The 14,602-nt window shown below is 65.2% G+C and carries 17 protein-coding genes; all 17 read right to left on the bottom strand.

From position 1 onward, the window contains the following. Window position 1 precedes the first annotated feature (1 nt). The 17 genes from N5D53_RS14090 to N5D53_RS14170 all read right to left on the bottom strand — a co-directional run bounded on the left by N5D53_RS14090 (window position 2) and on the right by N5D53_RS14170 (window position 14,552). Window positions 2-1,912 carry a sigma-54-dependent Fis family transcriptional regulator gene (locus N5D53_RS14090; protein ID WP_190869179.1) on the bottom strand — a complete coding sequence of 637 codons (1,911 nt, stop codon included), beginning with the start codon at window positions 1,910-1,912 and terminating at the stop codon, window positions 2-4. A gap of 277 nt (window positions 1,913-2,189) precedes the next feature. Next, window positions 2,190-2,426, bottom strand: coding sequence for a hypothetical protein (locus tag N5D53_RS14095; protein WP_029380666.1), 237 nt, complete (start codon window positions 2,424-2,426; stop codon window positions 2,190-2,192). A 67-nt stretch (window positions 2,427-2,493) separates the two neighbouring features. Beyond that, the gene (locus tag N5D53_RS14100; protein WP_020191117.1) at window positions 2,494-3,342 is read right to left on the bottom strand and encodes a CsgG/HfaB family protein; all 849 of its coding nucleotides are present in this window, start codon (window positions 3,340-3,342) and stop codon (window positions 2,494-2,496) included. Between the two features lie 34 nt (window positions 3,343-3,376). Continuing rightward, window positions 3,377-3,790: a curli assembly protein CsgF gene (locus N5D53_RS14105; protein ID WP_003247970.1), complete on the bottom strand. Its 414-nt coding sequence runs from the start codon at window positions 3,788-3,790 to the stop codon at window positions 3,377-3,379. Then, a complete protein-coding gene (csgE, locus tag N5D53_RS14110) occupies window positions 3,787-4,188 on the bottom strand; it encodes a curli production assembly/transport protein CsgE (RefSeq protein WP_010954337.1) in 402 nt (133 codons plus the stop codon). The genes N5D53_RS14105 and csgE overlap by 4 nt, the downstream gene beginning before the upstream one ends. Next, window positions 4,185-4,712, bottom strand: coding sequence for a type II secretion system protein (locus tag N5D53_RS14115; RefSeq protein WP_014590787.1), 528 nt, complete (start codon window positions 4,710-4,712; stop codon window positions 4,185-4,187). The genes csgE and N5D53_RS14115 overlap by 4 nt, the downstream gene beginning before the upstream one ends. Beyond that, on the bottom strand, window positions 4,687-5,061 hold the full coding sequence (locus N5D53_RS14120; RefSeq protein WP_003247965.1) for a type II secretion system protein: 375 nt from the start codon (window positions 5,059-5,061) through the stop codon (window positions 4,687-4,689). The genes N5D53_RS14115 and N5D53_RS14120 overlap by 26 nt, the downstream gene beginning before the upstream one ends. 5 nt (window positions 5,062-5,066) lie before the next feature. Continuing rightward, window positions 5,067-5,546 carry a type II secretion system protein gene (locus tag N5D53_RS14125; protein WP_104961537.1) on the bottom strand — a complete coding sequence of 160 codons (480 nt, stop codon included), beginning with the start codon at window positions 5,544-5,546 and terminating at the stop codon, window positions 5,067-5,069. Beyond that, the gene (locus N5D53_RS14130) at window positions 5,543-7,408 is read right to left on the bottom strand and encodes a secretin N-terminal domain-containing protein (RefSeq protein ID WP_121161600.1); all 1,866 of its coding nucleotides are present in this window, start codon (window positions 7,406-7,408) and stop codon (window positions 5,543-5,545) included. The genes N5D53_RS14125 and N5D53_RS14130 overlap by 4 nt, the downstream gene beginning before the upstream one ends. Then, window positions 7,405-7,911, bottom strand: a complete 507-nt coding sequence (locus N5D53_RS14135; RefSeq protein WP_121161598.1) for a hypothetical protein — start codon at window positions 7,909-7,911, stop codon at window positions 7,405-7,407. The genes N5D53_RS14130 and N5D53_RS14135 overlap by 4 nt, the downstream gene beginning before the upstream one ends. Then, window positions 7,911-8,474: a type 4a pilus biogenesis protein PilO gene (gene pilO, locus N5D53_RS14140; protein WP_104961534.1), complete on the bottom strand. Its 564-nt coding sequence runs from the start codon at window positions 8,472-8,474 to the stop codon at window positions 7,911-7,913. The genes N5D53_RS14135 and pilO overlap by 1 nt, the downstream gene beginning before the upstream one ends. Next, the gene (locus N5D53_RS14145) at window positions 8,461-9,003 is read right to left on the bottom strand and encodes a pilus assembly protein (RefSeq protein WP_104961533.1); all 543 of its coding nucleotides are present in this window, start codon (window positions 9,001-9,003) and stop codon (window positions 8,461-8,463) included. The genes pilO and N5D53_RS14145 overlap by 14 nt, the downstream gene beginning before the upstream one ends. A gap of 1 nt (window position 9,004) precedes the next feature. After that, window positions 9,005-9,784, bottom strand: coding sequence for a hypothetical protein (locus N5D53_RS14150; RefSeq protein WP_279840471.1), 780 nt, complete (start codon window positions 9,782-9,784; stop codon window positions 9,005-9,007). Beyond that, entirely contained in the window at window positions 9,768-11,441 is a 1,674-nt protein-coding gene (locus N5D53_RS14155; protein WP_064493391.1) for a GspE/PulE family protein, read from the bottom strand. The genes N5D53_RS14150 and N5D53_RS14155 overlap by 17 nt, the downstream gene beginning before the upstream one ends. Before the next feature lie 183 nt (window positions 11,442-11,624). After that, window positions 11,625-12,158 carry a response regulator gene (locus N5D53_RS14160; protein ID WP_019437656.1) on the bottom strand — a complete coding sequence of 178 codons (534 nt, stop codon included), beginning with the start codon at window positions 12,156-12,158 and terminating at the stop codon, window positions 11,625-11,627. A 249-nt stretch (window positions 12,159-12,407) separates the two neighbouring features. Beyond that, window positions 12,408-13,049, bottom strand: a complete 642-nt coding sequence (locus N5D53_RS14165; protein WP_129933438.1) for a SurA N-terminal domain-containing protein — start codon at window positions 13,047-13,049, stop codon at window positions 12,408-12,410. Window positions 13,050-13,061: 12 nt separating this feature from the next. Next, window positions 13,062-14,552 carry an ABC transporter substrate-binding protein gene (locus tag N5D53_RS14170; RefSeq protein ID WP_279840472.1) on the bottom strand — a complete coding sequence of 497 codons (1,491 nt, stop codon included), beginning with the start codon at window positions 14,550-14,552 and terminating at the stop codon, window positions 13,062-13,064. Between the last annotated feature and the right edge of the window lie 50 nt (window positions 14,553-14,602).

Consider the following 14,602-nt stretch of genomic DNA (forward strand, 5'->3'; position numbering starts at 1 on the left):
GTCAGCCGCGCAACTGCTTGAGCTTGCGGTACAGCGTCGCCCGGCTGATACCCAGTGCCGCGGCGGCGGCCGAGACGTTGCCCTGGTGGCGCGCCAGAGCACCGCGAATCTGTTCCAGTTCACTGTCCTTGAGGCTGCCGGAGGGCGCTGTGCTGCTGGCCAGTTCGTCCAGCAGGCAGTCGGTAAGGTGATCGAGGGTCAGCACCTGCTCGCCATCCTCGCGCATGGCCAGCGCGGTGCGCACCACCATTTCCAGCTGACGGATGTTGCCGGGCCAGTCGAAGCCTTCGAGCAACGCGGTCAACGCCGGGTCGAGGGTTACGCCACGCGCATCGGCCTTGTCCAGCAGGCCCTGAATGATCGCCGCCAGGTCCTCACGTTCGCGCAGGGCCGGCAGGCGCAGCGACACACCGTTGACCCGGTAGAACAGGTCTTCACGGAAGTGTTGTTCCTGGACCAGGCGCTTGAGGTCGCGGTGGGTGGCGCAGATCAGCGCCACGTCGATGTCCTGCTCGTCACCCGCCCCCAAGGGTGCTACCCGGCGCTCCTGCAGTACCCGCAACAGGCGTGCTTGCAGGGCGAGCGGCATGTCGCCGATTTCGTCGAGGAACAGCGTGCCACCATGGGCCTGCATCAGCCGCCCGACCATGCCGCCCCGGCGCGAACCGGTGAAGGCGCCCTCACGGTAGCCGAACAGCTCGGACTCGATCAGCCCTTCGGGAATGGCCGCGCAGTTGACCGCCACGAACGGTTTGTCGGCACGCGGGCTGGCCTGGTGCAAGGCCCGAGCGACCACTTCCTTGCCGGTACCGGTTTCGCCCAGCAGTAGCACTGGCAAACCATTGCCCAGCCCCTGGCGAGCCATGCGCAGGTTGCGCGCCAGGCGTTGATCACCACCGGCCAGAGCATCGAGTGCAGGCGACTGTTTGCTCAAGGCCGGCTTGCTGGATGGTGTGCTGGGGGTTACCCGGCCATGGCGCGGCAGCTGTAGGGCACGGAAATAGAACTCGCCCTTGGCGGTCTGCACGCTGCTGACCCCGCCCTGCCACAGGCGAGCGATAAAGGCCGGGGAACGTTCGCCCAGCAGGTCGGTGCTGCGCCGCCCAATCAGTTCGTGACGCGGCACCTGCAACAGCTGGCAGGCACTGTCGTTGGCAGCCAGCACTTCGCCGTCCAGGCTCAGGGCCAACAGGCCGTGCCAGGCACTGTTGAGGTACTGCGGGCGGCTGTGGAAGGCCAGCACCAACTGGTCCGGGTGGCACAGGCCAAACAGGCGGCTTTCAATGTTGCCCGCCGCCAGCATCAGGGTCGACAGGCTGTCCTGCGGTTGCGCCATCACCCCTTCGCGGGTGATGTCGAGCACGCCGATCACCTCGCCGCGCGGGTCGCGCAGTGGCACGGAAGTACAGGAGAACGGGCTCAGGCGGTCAAGGTAATGTTCGCCGCAGTTGATCAGCGTCGGCCGGCCTTCGACCACGGCCGTGCCGATGGCATTGGTGCCGCGCAGCGATTCGCTCCAGCAACTGCCCGGGTGCAGATCGCGCAGGCCTTCGCGTTGCAGCACGTGCTTCTGGCCTTCGATGGCCAGCACGTTGGCCTGGGCATCGCCGAGGATGACGATGCCAGCCTTGCCCTGGCGCGCGACCAGGTAGTCGAGTTCGGGGGTAACGGCATCGATCAGCAGGCGGTTGCGCTCCAGCAGCAGGCGCAGGTCATGGCCCTGTTCCAGGCCCAGGCCGACCTGTTCGCCCTGCAGACAGTCCAGGCCGTGGCCCAGGCTGCGGCGCCAGGAAGCGTCGATCTCGTCGCGCAGCATGCCCAGCGGTAGTTCGCCTTCGCTGGCCAGCTTCAGGCGGGCCTCGCGGGATTCGTGCAGCGGGTCGTGGGCGTTTGTTATTAGTTGTCGCGCCATTTTCTACTCCGGCTGTGCCCCGCAATGTGACGGGGTACGGGCTTGGGAATTTTCCGCAGTGTGCGGGAGAAATGGCTGGGCGTCATCTGGTAGTGGATGGATTGGGGTGTAGCTGGCCAGGTTACTTGAAGCTGGCGCAATCCCTGTGGAAGCTGGCTTGCCAGGGTTCGCACCAACCCTGAGGACTGCGCTGTACCTGTGGGAGCGGGCGAGCCCGCGAAGAGGCCCTCGAGGTCAATCAGGGATATCGATCGATATCACCAATAGCCAAGCCCCGTCAGGCACTCGACGCCGCCTTCCGCCCAGCCAGCTGCTGCCTCTCCACCCCATCCAGCAACGCCTCCACCACCGCCTTGGCCGAATCCAACCCATGGTCATTGCTCAACAACAGATCACGGCAGGTGCCCTTGGCCAGTTCCAGCGCCTTGAGGTTGGTCGCAAACGCCCCTTTCAGCAGCGTGGACAGGTGCACCAGCGCATCTTCGTAATCCACGCCCGAACGAACGGCGAACAACGGTGGATGGCTGCATTATCGCGACACAAGGCCCCACATCGACCGCGCAGGTGCCGTTGAATCTGCTTCAAGGCTGCAGATTCTGGCTCAAGAACTTGTCCACCGTGGCCTTGCCATCAGCTGGATCCCCCGCCACCTGCCACAGCCGCCGCTCGATCCCCTGCGCCAGCAAATGCCCCACCGCCGCTTCGATCGCCGACAGCACGCACAACTGCGCCGGTTCATTGGTGGTATACCCCACCTCGGCTTCCAGCAGTTTCTTGAACTCGATGAACTTGAACACCCCGGCACTGCGCCCCACCGAGTAGATGGTCTTGCTGGTCATCACGTTGGCCAGCACCTGCCCGGTGCGCACGTCCACGGCGCGCAGGTTGACGGTGACCTGGTCCACCCGGTACTCGCGAGAGATGTCGATCCCCAGGTAGCGGGCGCCCTCGCCGCCGCTGCGCACGTTGGTGTCGTAGGCGATGATGCCGCCTTCGAGCATCAGGTTGGCGGCCTGCAACGGGGGCAGTTCGCCCATGATGTTTTCCGCTACATCCGGCTTTTTCTGCGATGCACGGATGATCTTGCGTTCGGTCAACAGGTTCTGCAGCCCTTCACGCTCCAGCACCACGAACCAGCCGCTGGCACTCAGGGCGTCCATCAACATGCTGGCCGCGCCTTGGGTGACGCTGGTGGAGAACGAGCTGGCCGGGGTGGGCTTGTACTGCCCGGTCTGGTCGCGGAAGCCGTACACCACGGCCATCAGCCGGCCTTTGGGGCGTGGCATGTTGATCAGGTCGTAGTAGGTCGAGGCCCGAGGGGTCAGGGTCGGGGTTTCCGAGTCCTGTTCAGCGGGCATCGGTTCGCGCAGGCCACAACCTTGCAGGCCCAGGGCGGTGAGGATCAGCAGCGTGCTCAGCAGACGTTTCATGGTGTTCTCTCCCCAACATAAAAGCCCTTCCCTCTCAGGGGTTCAGGCCGCTGACCTCAATGATCGAAATTTCTCCTGTGGCACGATCGGTGACCTTGATGCTCAAGGCCCCGGAATCGTCGATGACGTCGATGAGAAACGCATCGGTCGCCATGCTGCCGGTGTTGCCGTTGCTGATGTTGTCCAGCAACTGCGACAACATCCGCGACTCCAGCTGGTTGCTGAAGCGCTCAAGGGCTGTGGTGCCGGTAAAGGCCGAGGCACGGTCCTTGAGGTCCGGGTCGTCGTAGTCGTTCTGCGCCTGGGCGTTGTTCAGCAGCCAGGTGCCGTTCAACGGGTTGCCGCCAAAGGCCGGGTTGACCGGGGTGTACACCAGCTCGGTGGCCTGGGCAGCACAGGCGCTGGCCAGCAGGCAGGCGGCAATGCAACGTGGAATGCGGTGGTTCATAGCTCGTCCCTCTCCAAGTCGGTGGTGTCCTGTAGCAGGCGTTGCAGCTTGCGTTGAATGATCTGCTGCTTGACCAGGTCGGCGGCGGCGACGGCCTCGTCTTTGAGCTCGGTGGTATTGGGTGGCAGGAAGCGGCGGTACACCACTTCACGCTCGAACTCCACCGTCACCAGGCTGCCCCAGCGGGCATCGGGGCGTTCGCGTACCACCAGGTTGAAGTCCAGGCGGCTGGTGGCACGCAGGCGGTCGGCGAAGTAGTAGTAAAAGTCGTGGCCGATGTGCGAGATGGTGTTGTCAACGATAAAGCCCTGCATCTCGTCTTCAGCACCCGCCCTGGCGCAGGTGGTCACCCCTGCCATCAGCAGCAGGCCCAGGCACAGCGCAGCCAGGCGTTTCATGGCGTGTCTCCCGGGCCTGCATTCGTCTGCACACCGCGTGCACTTTCGGTAAAGGCCTGTTCGGCGACGAACTGCCAGTCGCTGTAGTGCTCCATCCCCTCGAAACCGCTCCATTCGGCGCTGAAGCCACTGCGCTTGAAAGGGGTGGCATCCGAACGGCTGTACACCCCGGTGATACGGCCGTCGATCGAACGCAGCAGGCCCCACTCGTCGCTGTTGCTGATCGGGTCAGGGTAAAGCCTGCGAATGTGCCGTTTGGCCTGCGGGTAGCGGTTGTCCTGCAGCAGGTCGGCCAGATCCTGGGGGTACTGGGCCAGCCCTGGCGAGGCGCGGTAGTAGCTGCGCAAGGCCTGGGCATACTGGCTGCCGACCCACAGCAACTGGCGTTCGCGGTCGCGCTGGGCGGCGCTCGCCCAGATCGTGCCGGTGGCCGCCAGGGCCACGCTGCTGACCGCAATCAGCAGCAGCACACCCAGGTAGGTGAAGCCGCCGTTGGCCTTACCATTCAGCGAAGAGGCTGCCATCACGCGCCCTCCCTGTGGCACCGCTCTTGATGTCAGCCACGCCGCCAGCAACACCCTCAGGCGGCGGCACCAGCTGCCAGGCATCGCTGCGCTCGGTGATCGGGTCGACCGGTGTGTTGCGCAGGTAACGTTGTTCCACCAGTTGTTCCAGCGAATCGGGGTAGTGGCCGGTATCACCGTAGTAGTGGTCCAGCGCCTCGCGCAGCACTGCCAGGCTCTGACGCAGGGTGGCCTCACGCGAGCTTTCCAGGCTGTTGAAGTAGCGCGGCATGGCGATGGTCATCAGCGTGGCGATGATCGCCATCACCACCAGCAGTTCGATCAGGGTGAAGCCTTTGCTGCGTTTCATGGCTGTCACCATTGCCCGTAAGGGATATTGTTCAGGCCTTTGCCGCGGGCCCTGGAATACACGTCGAACACGTCTTCGCCCTCGCGCGGGTTGTCGGGGCTGCTGTCGTAGGCGCGCAGGCCCCAACCGCCTTCGTCTTCATCCTTTGCCGCCACCAGCGGGTCGTGCGGGATGCGCCGCAGGAAGTAGAACTTGGCGCCCTTGGCACTGCGCACATCGCGCACGCCCTCTACCAGCACCTGCAGGTTCGGCGGGTAGCCACTGCTATCGACGCGCTTCTCGATGTAGCCGGCGTCGAAGGCCCGCTTGTAGGCATCGATGGCGTCGCGAATCTGGTACAGCGCCTCGCGCAGTTGCTGCTCCTTGCCGCGGCGTACCACCGTTTCGGTCAGCGGCGCGGCCATGCTGGCGAGCAAGCCGAGCAGTGCCAGGGTCAGCACCACCTCGATCAGGCTGAAGCCGTGCATGCGACGCCGGGCGCTCATGGCCGGGGGCTCCCGTTGACCGGGGCGACCGCCATCTGGCTGTCCACAACCGGTTCATCGGTGGTCGGCGCATTACCAGGTATGTCCATCGGCGGCAGTGGCGCCATCTGGCGCACCTGCATGGCCGACTCGGTGCCCGTGGAAAACTCCATGTCCGACGGGCTCTGGTACGGCAGGTTACGCACGATGCGCGGGGTGATCGCCAGCACCAGCTCACTCTTGCTCATGTCGTCCTTGTTGCTGCCGAACAGCCGGCCCAGGCCCGGGATGTCGCCAAGGCCGGGAATCTTGTTGCCACTGGCGTTGTGGTCGTTGCGCACCAGGCCGGCCAGCACCTGGGTTTCGCCGTCGTGCAGGCGCAGGCTGGTCTGTGCGTTGCGGGTGTCGACCTGGACCGGGATGGTGCCCTGGCGGGTGGCCTCCAGCGGGGTGGCGTTGCTGACCTCGAGCGCCACCTTGATCGCCACTTCGTTGTTCAGGTGCACGGTGGGCTGCACTTCTAGCTTCAGGCCGACGTCCAGGTAGGTGACGCTCTCGGTAATGACCGGCCCTTGGGTCGACGGCACCGAGGTGGCGCTGATGATCGGCACCCGCTGGCCGATGTGGATGCGCGCCTGTTCGCGGTTGCTGACGCGGATCACCGGGCTGGCCAGGGTGTTGATGTCCTTGTCCTGGGCGTTGATCTTGGCCTGCGGCGCCGGCGCAATGCTGATGCGGCTGGAATTGATGCCCTTGAGCTGGTCGAGCACGCTGACCGGGTTGCCATCGTCGCTCAGCACGCCAAAGGTGTTGGGCCATTGCAGGCCAAGGTCGAGGATGCGCGAGGTGGCCACCTCCATCACCTCCACTTCCAGCACCACCTCGGGGTTGGACTGGTCCTGCGACTGCAGCAGCTTCTCGGCCATGCGCACCGCGTCCGAAGTGTCGCGCATGGTCAGGGTGTTGAGGCGCTCGTCAACGAACACGTCGCGGGTCTTGAGCATGGTCTTGACCATGTTCAACGCGGTGTTGGCGTCGATGCTGGTCAGGTAGAACGTGCGCATGACCAGTTCCTGGTAGTCCTTGGTCTTCTGCGGCGAATCGGGGTAGACCATGACGGTGTTGTCGTTGACGATCTTCTGGCGCAGCTGGTTTTGTTCCAGCAGCAGCGCTATCGCGTCCTCGATGCGCACCTCGCGCACGAAGATGGTGGCTTTCATGTCCGGCCGCAGGTCCTTGTCGAAGATGAAGTTGATGCCGGCCACCTGCGACAGCACTTCGAAGATGGTCTTCAGGTTGGCATCGCGAAACTCCAGGGTGACCGGCCGCTCCAGCTTGCTGCGCAATTGCGGGTACGGCTGCGCGGTGCGTGCCTGCACGTTTTCGATGTCGCTGCGCAGGGTCATGCCCTTCTGGTTCTGCGGGTCCAGACGCAAGACTTCGCGCATGTAGCGTTCGGCACCGAACAGGTCGCCCTGGCGCAGCGCCGCCTGGCCAAGCGCTATGCGTTCGTCCAGGGTGCGGATCAGCTCCAGCTGGCGAATGCCTTCCTGGGCGCGGCGGTTGTTCGGCTCCAGGGTGAGCACCCGGCCATAGCCCATCCGGGCATTGGCGAAGTCATGGCGGACGCGGTCGCTGTCGGCCTGGCCAATCAGGGCCTCGACCGCCGCCTGGCGGCTGTGGGCCAGGGCGATATTCAGCTCTGTATCACGCGGGTCTTCGCGCAGGGCCTCTTCCAGGCGAGCGATGCCGGCCTCGTACTGGCCCTCTTTCATCAACTGGTCGCTGTCCTGGCGAACCGCACTGGAGCCGCAACCGGCAATGGCCACGCACAGCGCCACGAGCAGAAACGGAGCAGGCTTGCACAGCTTTGACGACTTCATGGTGCGCTCCCGACAGACAAGGTCTGCGACTGGTGCAAAGGCAGGTAGACCAGGTTCAGCTCGTTGGCCGATACCCGATCGAGGCGATAGGTGTCTTCGATCACGTCGCCTTGGCGCACGACGTAGAGTTTTTCGCCGCTCTGCAGGAAGACCTGCAGGTCGTCGCGGTCACCCATGCGGCCGATGAACTGGAAAGGCAGTTCCGGGGCCGTCGGGGCCGCGGCGACGACAGGTGCGGTCATCACGGGTTGTTCGGTGACCGTGGCCAGGGTTTTGGGTTGGGTCCATTGCTGGGTTGGGAACAGGTCGCGGGAGGCCTGTTCCGGCCCTTTCGCGGGCAAGCCCGCGCCTACAATGGACGCAGCGCTTTCTGTTGTAGGAGCGGGTTTACCCGTGAAGGCCGCGACGCCATCGTCCTGGCCAAACCAATGGTCCGGTGCCCAGGCCAGCGCCGCGCTCACGCCGAGGAAGCCGGCCCAGATGACTGCACGTTGTGTGTTCATCACGACCTCGACAGATAAAGGGTCATGCGCAGGCGGGCATTGAGCTCGCTGTCGCCGATGCGCTTGCGTTGCAGCTCAAGGTCTTCCAGCACCAGCGTCGGCAGTTGCTTGAGCAGGCCCTTGATAAAGCCACGAATCTGCGGGTAGCTGCCGCGCACTGGCAGCACGATCTGGTAGCGGGCCAGCTCGGTCTTGGGGTCGATACCCAACGCGTATTCACCGCGGGCCAGGCTGATGCGCTCGGCGCTGGCCAGGCGGTACAGACGCTCGATCAACTCGCTGGCCTGGGGCTGACCGGGCAGTTGCTGGCGCAGGCTGTCGAGGGCCTGCTGCTCGGGCTGGACCGCAATCTTCAGCTCACCCCGCTTGACACGCCCTACCTGTTCGCTGGCCTGCGCTTCGGTGGCACGCAGCTCGCGTACGCTTTGCCATTGCGGCAGCACGCCGGCACACCCCACGCCAATGGCGAGCAGGCCTACGGCTACGGCAGCCAGGCCTACCGGGCCGACAACACGCAGGCGCTCCTGGAGGATCAGGCTGCTGAACGATTCAAGGGCGCGCATGGCCGGTCTCCCAGGTGGCGGTGAGGGTGAAGCGCACCGGGTGCTCGGGCCGCGCAGCGAGCACCTCGTGGTTGAGCAGCGACACGTCGCTGAGCTCGTCGCTGGCTTCCAGGCGCTGGTGGTACTGCAGCATCGCTTCGAGGTTGCGCGCCTCGGCGGCAATGCGCACCTGGCCCTTGCGCGCATCCGGCGTCAGGCCGAGCAGCGCGACGTCGTCCTGCGGCATGGCTTCAAGCATGGCGAACAGTTGCTGCCAAGGGCGTTGCAGTTGCTGCGACACACTGCGCATTTGCGCCAGGCGCTCAGCCTGCTCCCGGCTGGCAGCGCTGTTCTTGGGTTGTGCAATGGCCGGGCGCCGGCCAAGTTGCAGTTCCAGGCTATGGACGCTGGCTTCCAGCGCCACTTGCTCGGTCTGCAAGCGTTGCTGCAGCAGCACCAGGCCGGCGACCATGGCGCTGGCAAGGACGAGCAGCGACCAAACCAACGGGCCGCTGCGCCGTGGCTGGAATTCCAGGTCGAGGCGGCGCATGTCAGGCCACCGCCCGCCACATGGCGCACAGCGGGTCGGCTTCGCTGGCTGGCTGGCACAATTGCACCGCCGCCAGTTGCGGCACGTCGCAGCGGCCCGGGGCATGCAGGTACACCCGCGGCAGGTGCTCGCCGTACAGCTCACAGGTCCGCTCGATCAGCGCTTGCAGGGCCTGGTCGCTGTCAGCGCAGCCTTGCGCCAGCACTTGCTGCCAGGCACCGCCGGCGGCCAGCAGCAATACACTGCGGCGCGGCTCGGCCAGCACGAACAGGAAGTCACCCTGCTCCAGCTGTGACCAGCAACGGTTGTAGGCAGCCATCAGGTATGGCTGCACCGAGCGCAGGCTCAGGCGGCTTTCCCGGCCCAGTGCCTGCAGCCGCTGCAGCAAGGCTTCGGGCAGCGCCGTGGCGATGCGGGCGGCACCGGCAGGCTCCGGGGACAGCACGATGCGCCAGTCGTCCAACGGCTGCCCGTAGAGGTTTTCGAAGCAAGCGCGGGCATAGGCGTCCAGCTCGCGAGGGTGGCCGATGGCGTCACTCCAGGGCACCAGGCAGAAGCGGCTGTAGCGGGCCGACAGCAGCACCCGCAACTGGGCGCCACGTACCGCATGCTCGGCCAGCTGTGCGGCCAGCCCGTCAACAGCAGCATCCCAGGTCGGTTGGGTGGCGTCGCTGCTGAATGCGCGGCTGCCCAGCCATTGGTGGTGGTTCTTGTGCCAGCGACCCAGGCCGACACCCTCGGCGCCCAATACGGCGCAGTAACGGTCAGATGAATGTGACACGGTTGATCTCCTCAAGGGTGGTACGGCCATCGCGGACCAGGTCCAGGGCCGAGGCCCGCAGCAGGCGCAGGCCGCGCTGGCAGGCAAGCGTCTTGATCTGCGCCAGCGGGCGGCGCTCCACGATCATTTGCCGCAGGTCATCATCCAGGTGCAGCAGTTCGGCAATGGCACTGCGGCCGCGGTAACCACTGCCACGGCAGTGGCCGCAGCCCTTGACGCGGACGAACGTCCAGCCGGCCACCCCCTCGCGGGTCAGGCCTGAGCCATACAGGGTGTCGTCATCGTGTTCGCAGGGCGTGGCGCAGTGCGGGCAGGCCAGCCGAATCAGGCGCTGGGCCAGCACCGCGTTGAGCGCAGAAACGAAGCTGTAGGGGTCGACCTGCATCTGGCTGAAGCGACCAATCACGTCGAACACGTTGTTGGCGTGGATGGTGGTGAACACCAGGTGACCGGTGAGTGCCGATTGCACGGCAATCTGGGCCGTGTCGGGGTCACGGATTTCGCCGACCAGGATCTTGTCCGGGTCGTGACGCAGGATCGAGCGCAGGCCGCGGGCGAAGGTCAGGCCCTTCTTCTCGTTGACCGGGATCTGCAGCACGCCGGGCAATTGATACTCGACCGGGTCCTCGATGGTGATGATCTTGTCCACGCCATGGTTGATCTCGCTGATCATGGCGTACAGGGTGGTGGTCTTGCCGCTGCCTGTAGGGCCGGTGACCAGGATCATGCCGTAGGGTTCTGCCGCCAACCGGCGCAGGGCGCGCAAGGTTTCGTCGGCAAAGCCCAAGGCTTGCAGCTGCACGCCGCTGACCCGGTCGGACAAGTCCTGCTTGTCGAGCACCCGCAGCACGGCATCTTCACCGAAGATGCTCGGCATGATCGACACCCGGAAGTCGATTTGCCGGTCGCCCACGGCCACCTTGAAGCGGCCGTCCTGGGGCACGCGTTTTTCGCCGATGTCCAGCTCGGCCATGACCTTGATGCGCGAGATCACCTGGTCGGCGAAGGCGCTGCCACTGGCCTTGCCGGCACCGTTGAGCACGCCGTCGATGCGGTACTTGATGGTCAGGCCCTGGCCGGTCATGCCCAGGTGGATGTCGCTGGCGTGCAGCTTGAGGGCGTCGTACAGGGTGGAGTTGACCAGTTTGACCACGCGGCTCTGGTCTTCGCTGATACTGGCCAGCGACAGGCGTTGCAGCGGGTCTCCCTCGCTGCTGGCTTCGGCGTCGTGGTCAAGGGCATCGACTGCGTGGAAGCTTTCTTCATGACGGGCCAGGAAAGTGGCCAGGTCGGCGGCGTGGGCCAGGTAAAGCGGCGCGCCTTGCAGTACGTCGTCGATCCAGGCCAGGCGAGCGGGGTCGAAGGGGTCGGCGAACACGCCCAGCAGTTGGCCGCCTTGCTCGATCAGCACACATTCGCGCTTGATGCACTGGGCCAAGGCCAGCTTGTCGAAGCGTGGGGTGCTGGCCAGCAGGCTGTGGCTGTCGAGTACCGGGTAATGCAGGGTCAGGCCCAGGCGCTGGGTAAAGGTGTCGGGGGTGTCGCAGGCCAGGCGTTCCAGGCAGTCGAGCAGGCGCTCGTCAGTGGCTTGCAGACGGGCCTGGGCCAGCAGTTCGCGGGGGTAGGCGGAAATTTTTGCTGGGTTCTTCGCGGGCATGCCCGCTTCCACAGGTACATCACAGGTCTGTGGGCTGCATACATCCTGTGGGAGCGGGCATGCCCGCGAAGACGTCGGTGCAGGCTTTGCAGATTCCGGGGTTGCATCGAATGCTTCTGGCATGGCCTGCGACTCCGCTCAGGGGCGCGTCGCAGGCTGGCTTGGCCAGGGGTGCGGGCGCCGCTATTCCCCTGTGAGCAGTTGATCGTCGTCGGGCCCTGGTGGCTTGGCGCCGTTACGGCGGCGGTCGGCCAACACCCAGCTTCCATCGTACAACTGCAGGGGGAACGATTCGTTCCTGTTCTGGCGTCGTTCGACGAACCCTTCGGCCGGGTTGTCCGTGGCCCTGCGCCGGCGCTCGATGCCCAGCAGGTCGAAGATCGCACGCGCCAGCTCCATCAGTGGGAACGGCTTGAACAGGACGTGACTCACTCCGAGTTCGGCGGCCCGCTCACGCACCTCGACGGTGGGGTGGGCGGTGATCAGCACGAAGTGGCATTGCCTGTTCTTGCGTACAGCCTCCAGAACCTGAAAACCTTCCATGTCGGGCAAGCGGTAATCCAGCACAACTACTTGCGGTGCCAGGCTTTCAGCCTGTTCGATACCACTGGCACCGTCGTGGGCAACATGAACTTCCAGGCCTTGCGCCTGCAGATACGCTTGCAGGTTCTGCGCAAGAGTCTGTTCGTCATCGACTACCAATACTCTGTTCACCAAGGTCGACTCCCAAGTACTGCCCGGTTCCCCGGTCTGCGAAGTACGCCCTTGTAGAGACTTGAGCAGGCTTCGTGCCAGGCGTGAATAGTCATGTTGCACCACTGTAAGCCACTGATTTTACTAAGGTGCCGGCCAGCAACCGACAGACGCTGAACAGGCACACCCAACCCGTTCCCCACAACCGGGGAAAATGATGGCACATTGCCAAACCTTAATTCCCCAGCATTGGGGGAAGCGCCCTCAACGGCCTCAGTCGGCGATTTCCACTTTAGCGGACTCGCGCAAACGTTGGCGCACGGATTGGCGCGCCTGCGCCTCCCGCTGACCGATGAGCGTTGCCCTGGCCAACGCCAGGCCCTGTTCGCGTATGACCGATGGATTATCACTTTGGTTCTGCGCTCCTTGCAGTCTCTCCTGGTTGGCATCATAAAATGCCTCCACTTCGCCCTGGCTCGGCGCGTCGACTGCGCTGAGCAGGGCGTACACCTGCTGGGCCGCCATCTCATGCCGGGTGTATTCAGTGTACTGTGCCCTATCGAAGCCTGCCTCTGCCAGCCGCCTTTCGAATAACGCCGGGCTGCCAAATGCCGCTTCCACCTCGCCAACCTGCGCCGACACTTGTTCATCGCTGACAGCAATGCCTTGGCGTTGCGCTTCCTGCCACAACAGCTCCTTGTCGATCAGCTCGTCCAACGCTTGGTCGCGCAGGCGTTTATACAGGCCTGGATTGCGGATGCTGGTCACCGCCCTACCCTGGGCGTCCAGGTACTCGCTGAAGTAGCGCTCCAGGCGCATCAACCCGATCTCGACACCATTGACCCGCGCCGCCGGCACATCGGCCCAGCTCGCCCTGGTCAGCACCAGCAACAGGCACAACCACACGATCCGCATGACAACCTCCGCTCAAGGGCTGGCCGGCACTGGCCGGTAGGGGCTGACCGAAGTAAAGCGCGGCCCGGGCAGGGCCACCGCCACCACATGGGCACCTGCCATGCCCTGGCGGCGACCAGGGCCAAAGCCCAGTGCCGGGGTCAGGCCGGTGGGCACATCGTGCAGGCCTTCGAGCGCAGCGATCAGTTGCTCGCGGCTGGCATCCCGACCAATCTGCTTCAGCGCTTCGCTCAGCAGGCGCAACGCGCACAGCGTATTGACCTGCAACGATGCCTGGCGCGGGTCCAGGCCCTGGCGCTGCTGCAGCCCGGCGAGCGCCGCCAGGCCTTGCTCGGTCCAGTCCTCAGGCACGTAGGGGTAGGCCAGAAACAGCCGCTGCGACCACTGCGCCGGCAAGCGCGCCACAGCGCCGGCTACCTGACTGGAAGCAGCGAACAGGTAGGGCTCGCGGCCGGCCACCTGCAACGCCGCCGCCAACTCGGCAAAGGCCTGGGCGCGGCCAAGGAAGACGATGCCCTGCCCGTCCACCGCCTGGCCGTCGAACGCCTGGATAGCGGGTGGCGCCCAGCCCTGCTGTCGTAAACGTTCGCGCACCTGCTCGGCCAACGCGGCGTGTTCGTTACCGGCATACACTACACGTAACTCATCCGGGGCCAAGCCCAGCGCCACACGGGCGTGCTCTGCCAGGCTCAGCAATTGCTCGGGCAAGCCGGGTAGCGGGTCGAAGACCTGTGCGCTGCCGCCGCTGCGCGGGGTGCTGCCGACCATCGGCACGTTCTGTGGCGCCAGCAAGGTCGTCAGGCGCTGGTCGAGCATGGGCGCCAATGGCGCGATCAGGGCGAACACCCGCTTTTGCTCGAGCAACTGTTGCAAGGCGCGTTCGGCACTGACCGGGTCGGAACCTGGGTCTAGTACGACCAGTTCCAGGCGCCGCCCGTGAATGCCGCCTTGCTGATTGAGTTGATCCACGCCGTCTTCCAGCACGGCACGCACCACCTGCCCGGCTTCGGCCAGCGGACCGCTCGCAGGCAGCAGCGTGCCAAGGCGCAGCATGCCCTCCTCCACCCCAGGGTCGCGTTCATCGGCCAAGCGTTTGAGATAGGCGGTGAGGTTGCGCTGGTCGGCCAAGGTCAGTTCGAAGCGTGGCATGGCCGGGTCGAGGCGATTGCCAGCCGGGTCAATGCCCTGCTGGATGGCCCGCGCCAGGCTGCTGTCGGTGTAGGCCGGATAGCGGCGGCCGTTGGCCTCGCGCGGGCCCTGACCAAGTGCCAGGCGTTGCCAGTCGAGGCCGGGGGGGCGCACACCGCCTTCGGCACGGCCACGGCCGTCGTTGCCATGGCAACTGGCGCAGGGCAGCACGCTGGCGGGGACTGTGATATCGCTGGCGCCGACCCGGGCTTGCAATTGAGCGTCGCTACTGGAGACGCCCTCGCGGTAAAGGCGTTTGCCGGCTTGTTCGTGGTCGGTCAGGTCCAGGGCCAAGGCTGAGGTCGAAGTTGCCATGCCAAGCACGCATGTGAGCCATATCGCAAGCCCTGTGGGAGCGGCCTTGC

Source organism: Pseudomonas sp. GD03862 (assembly GCF_029840855.1).
GTDB classification, from domain to species: Bacteria; Pseudomonadota; Gammaproteobacteria; order Pseudomonadales; family Pseudomonadaceae; genus Aquipseudomonas; species Aquipseudomonas alloputida.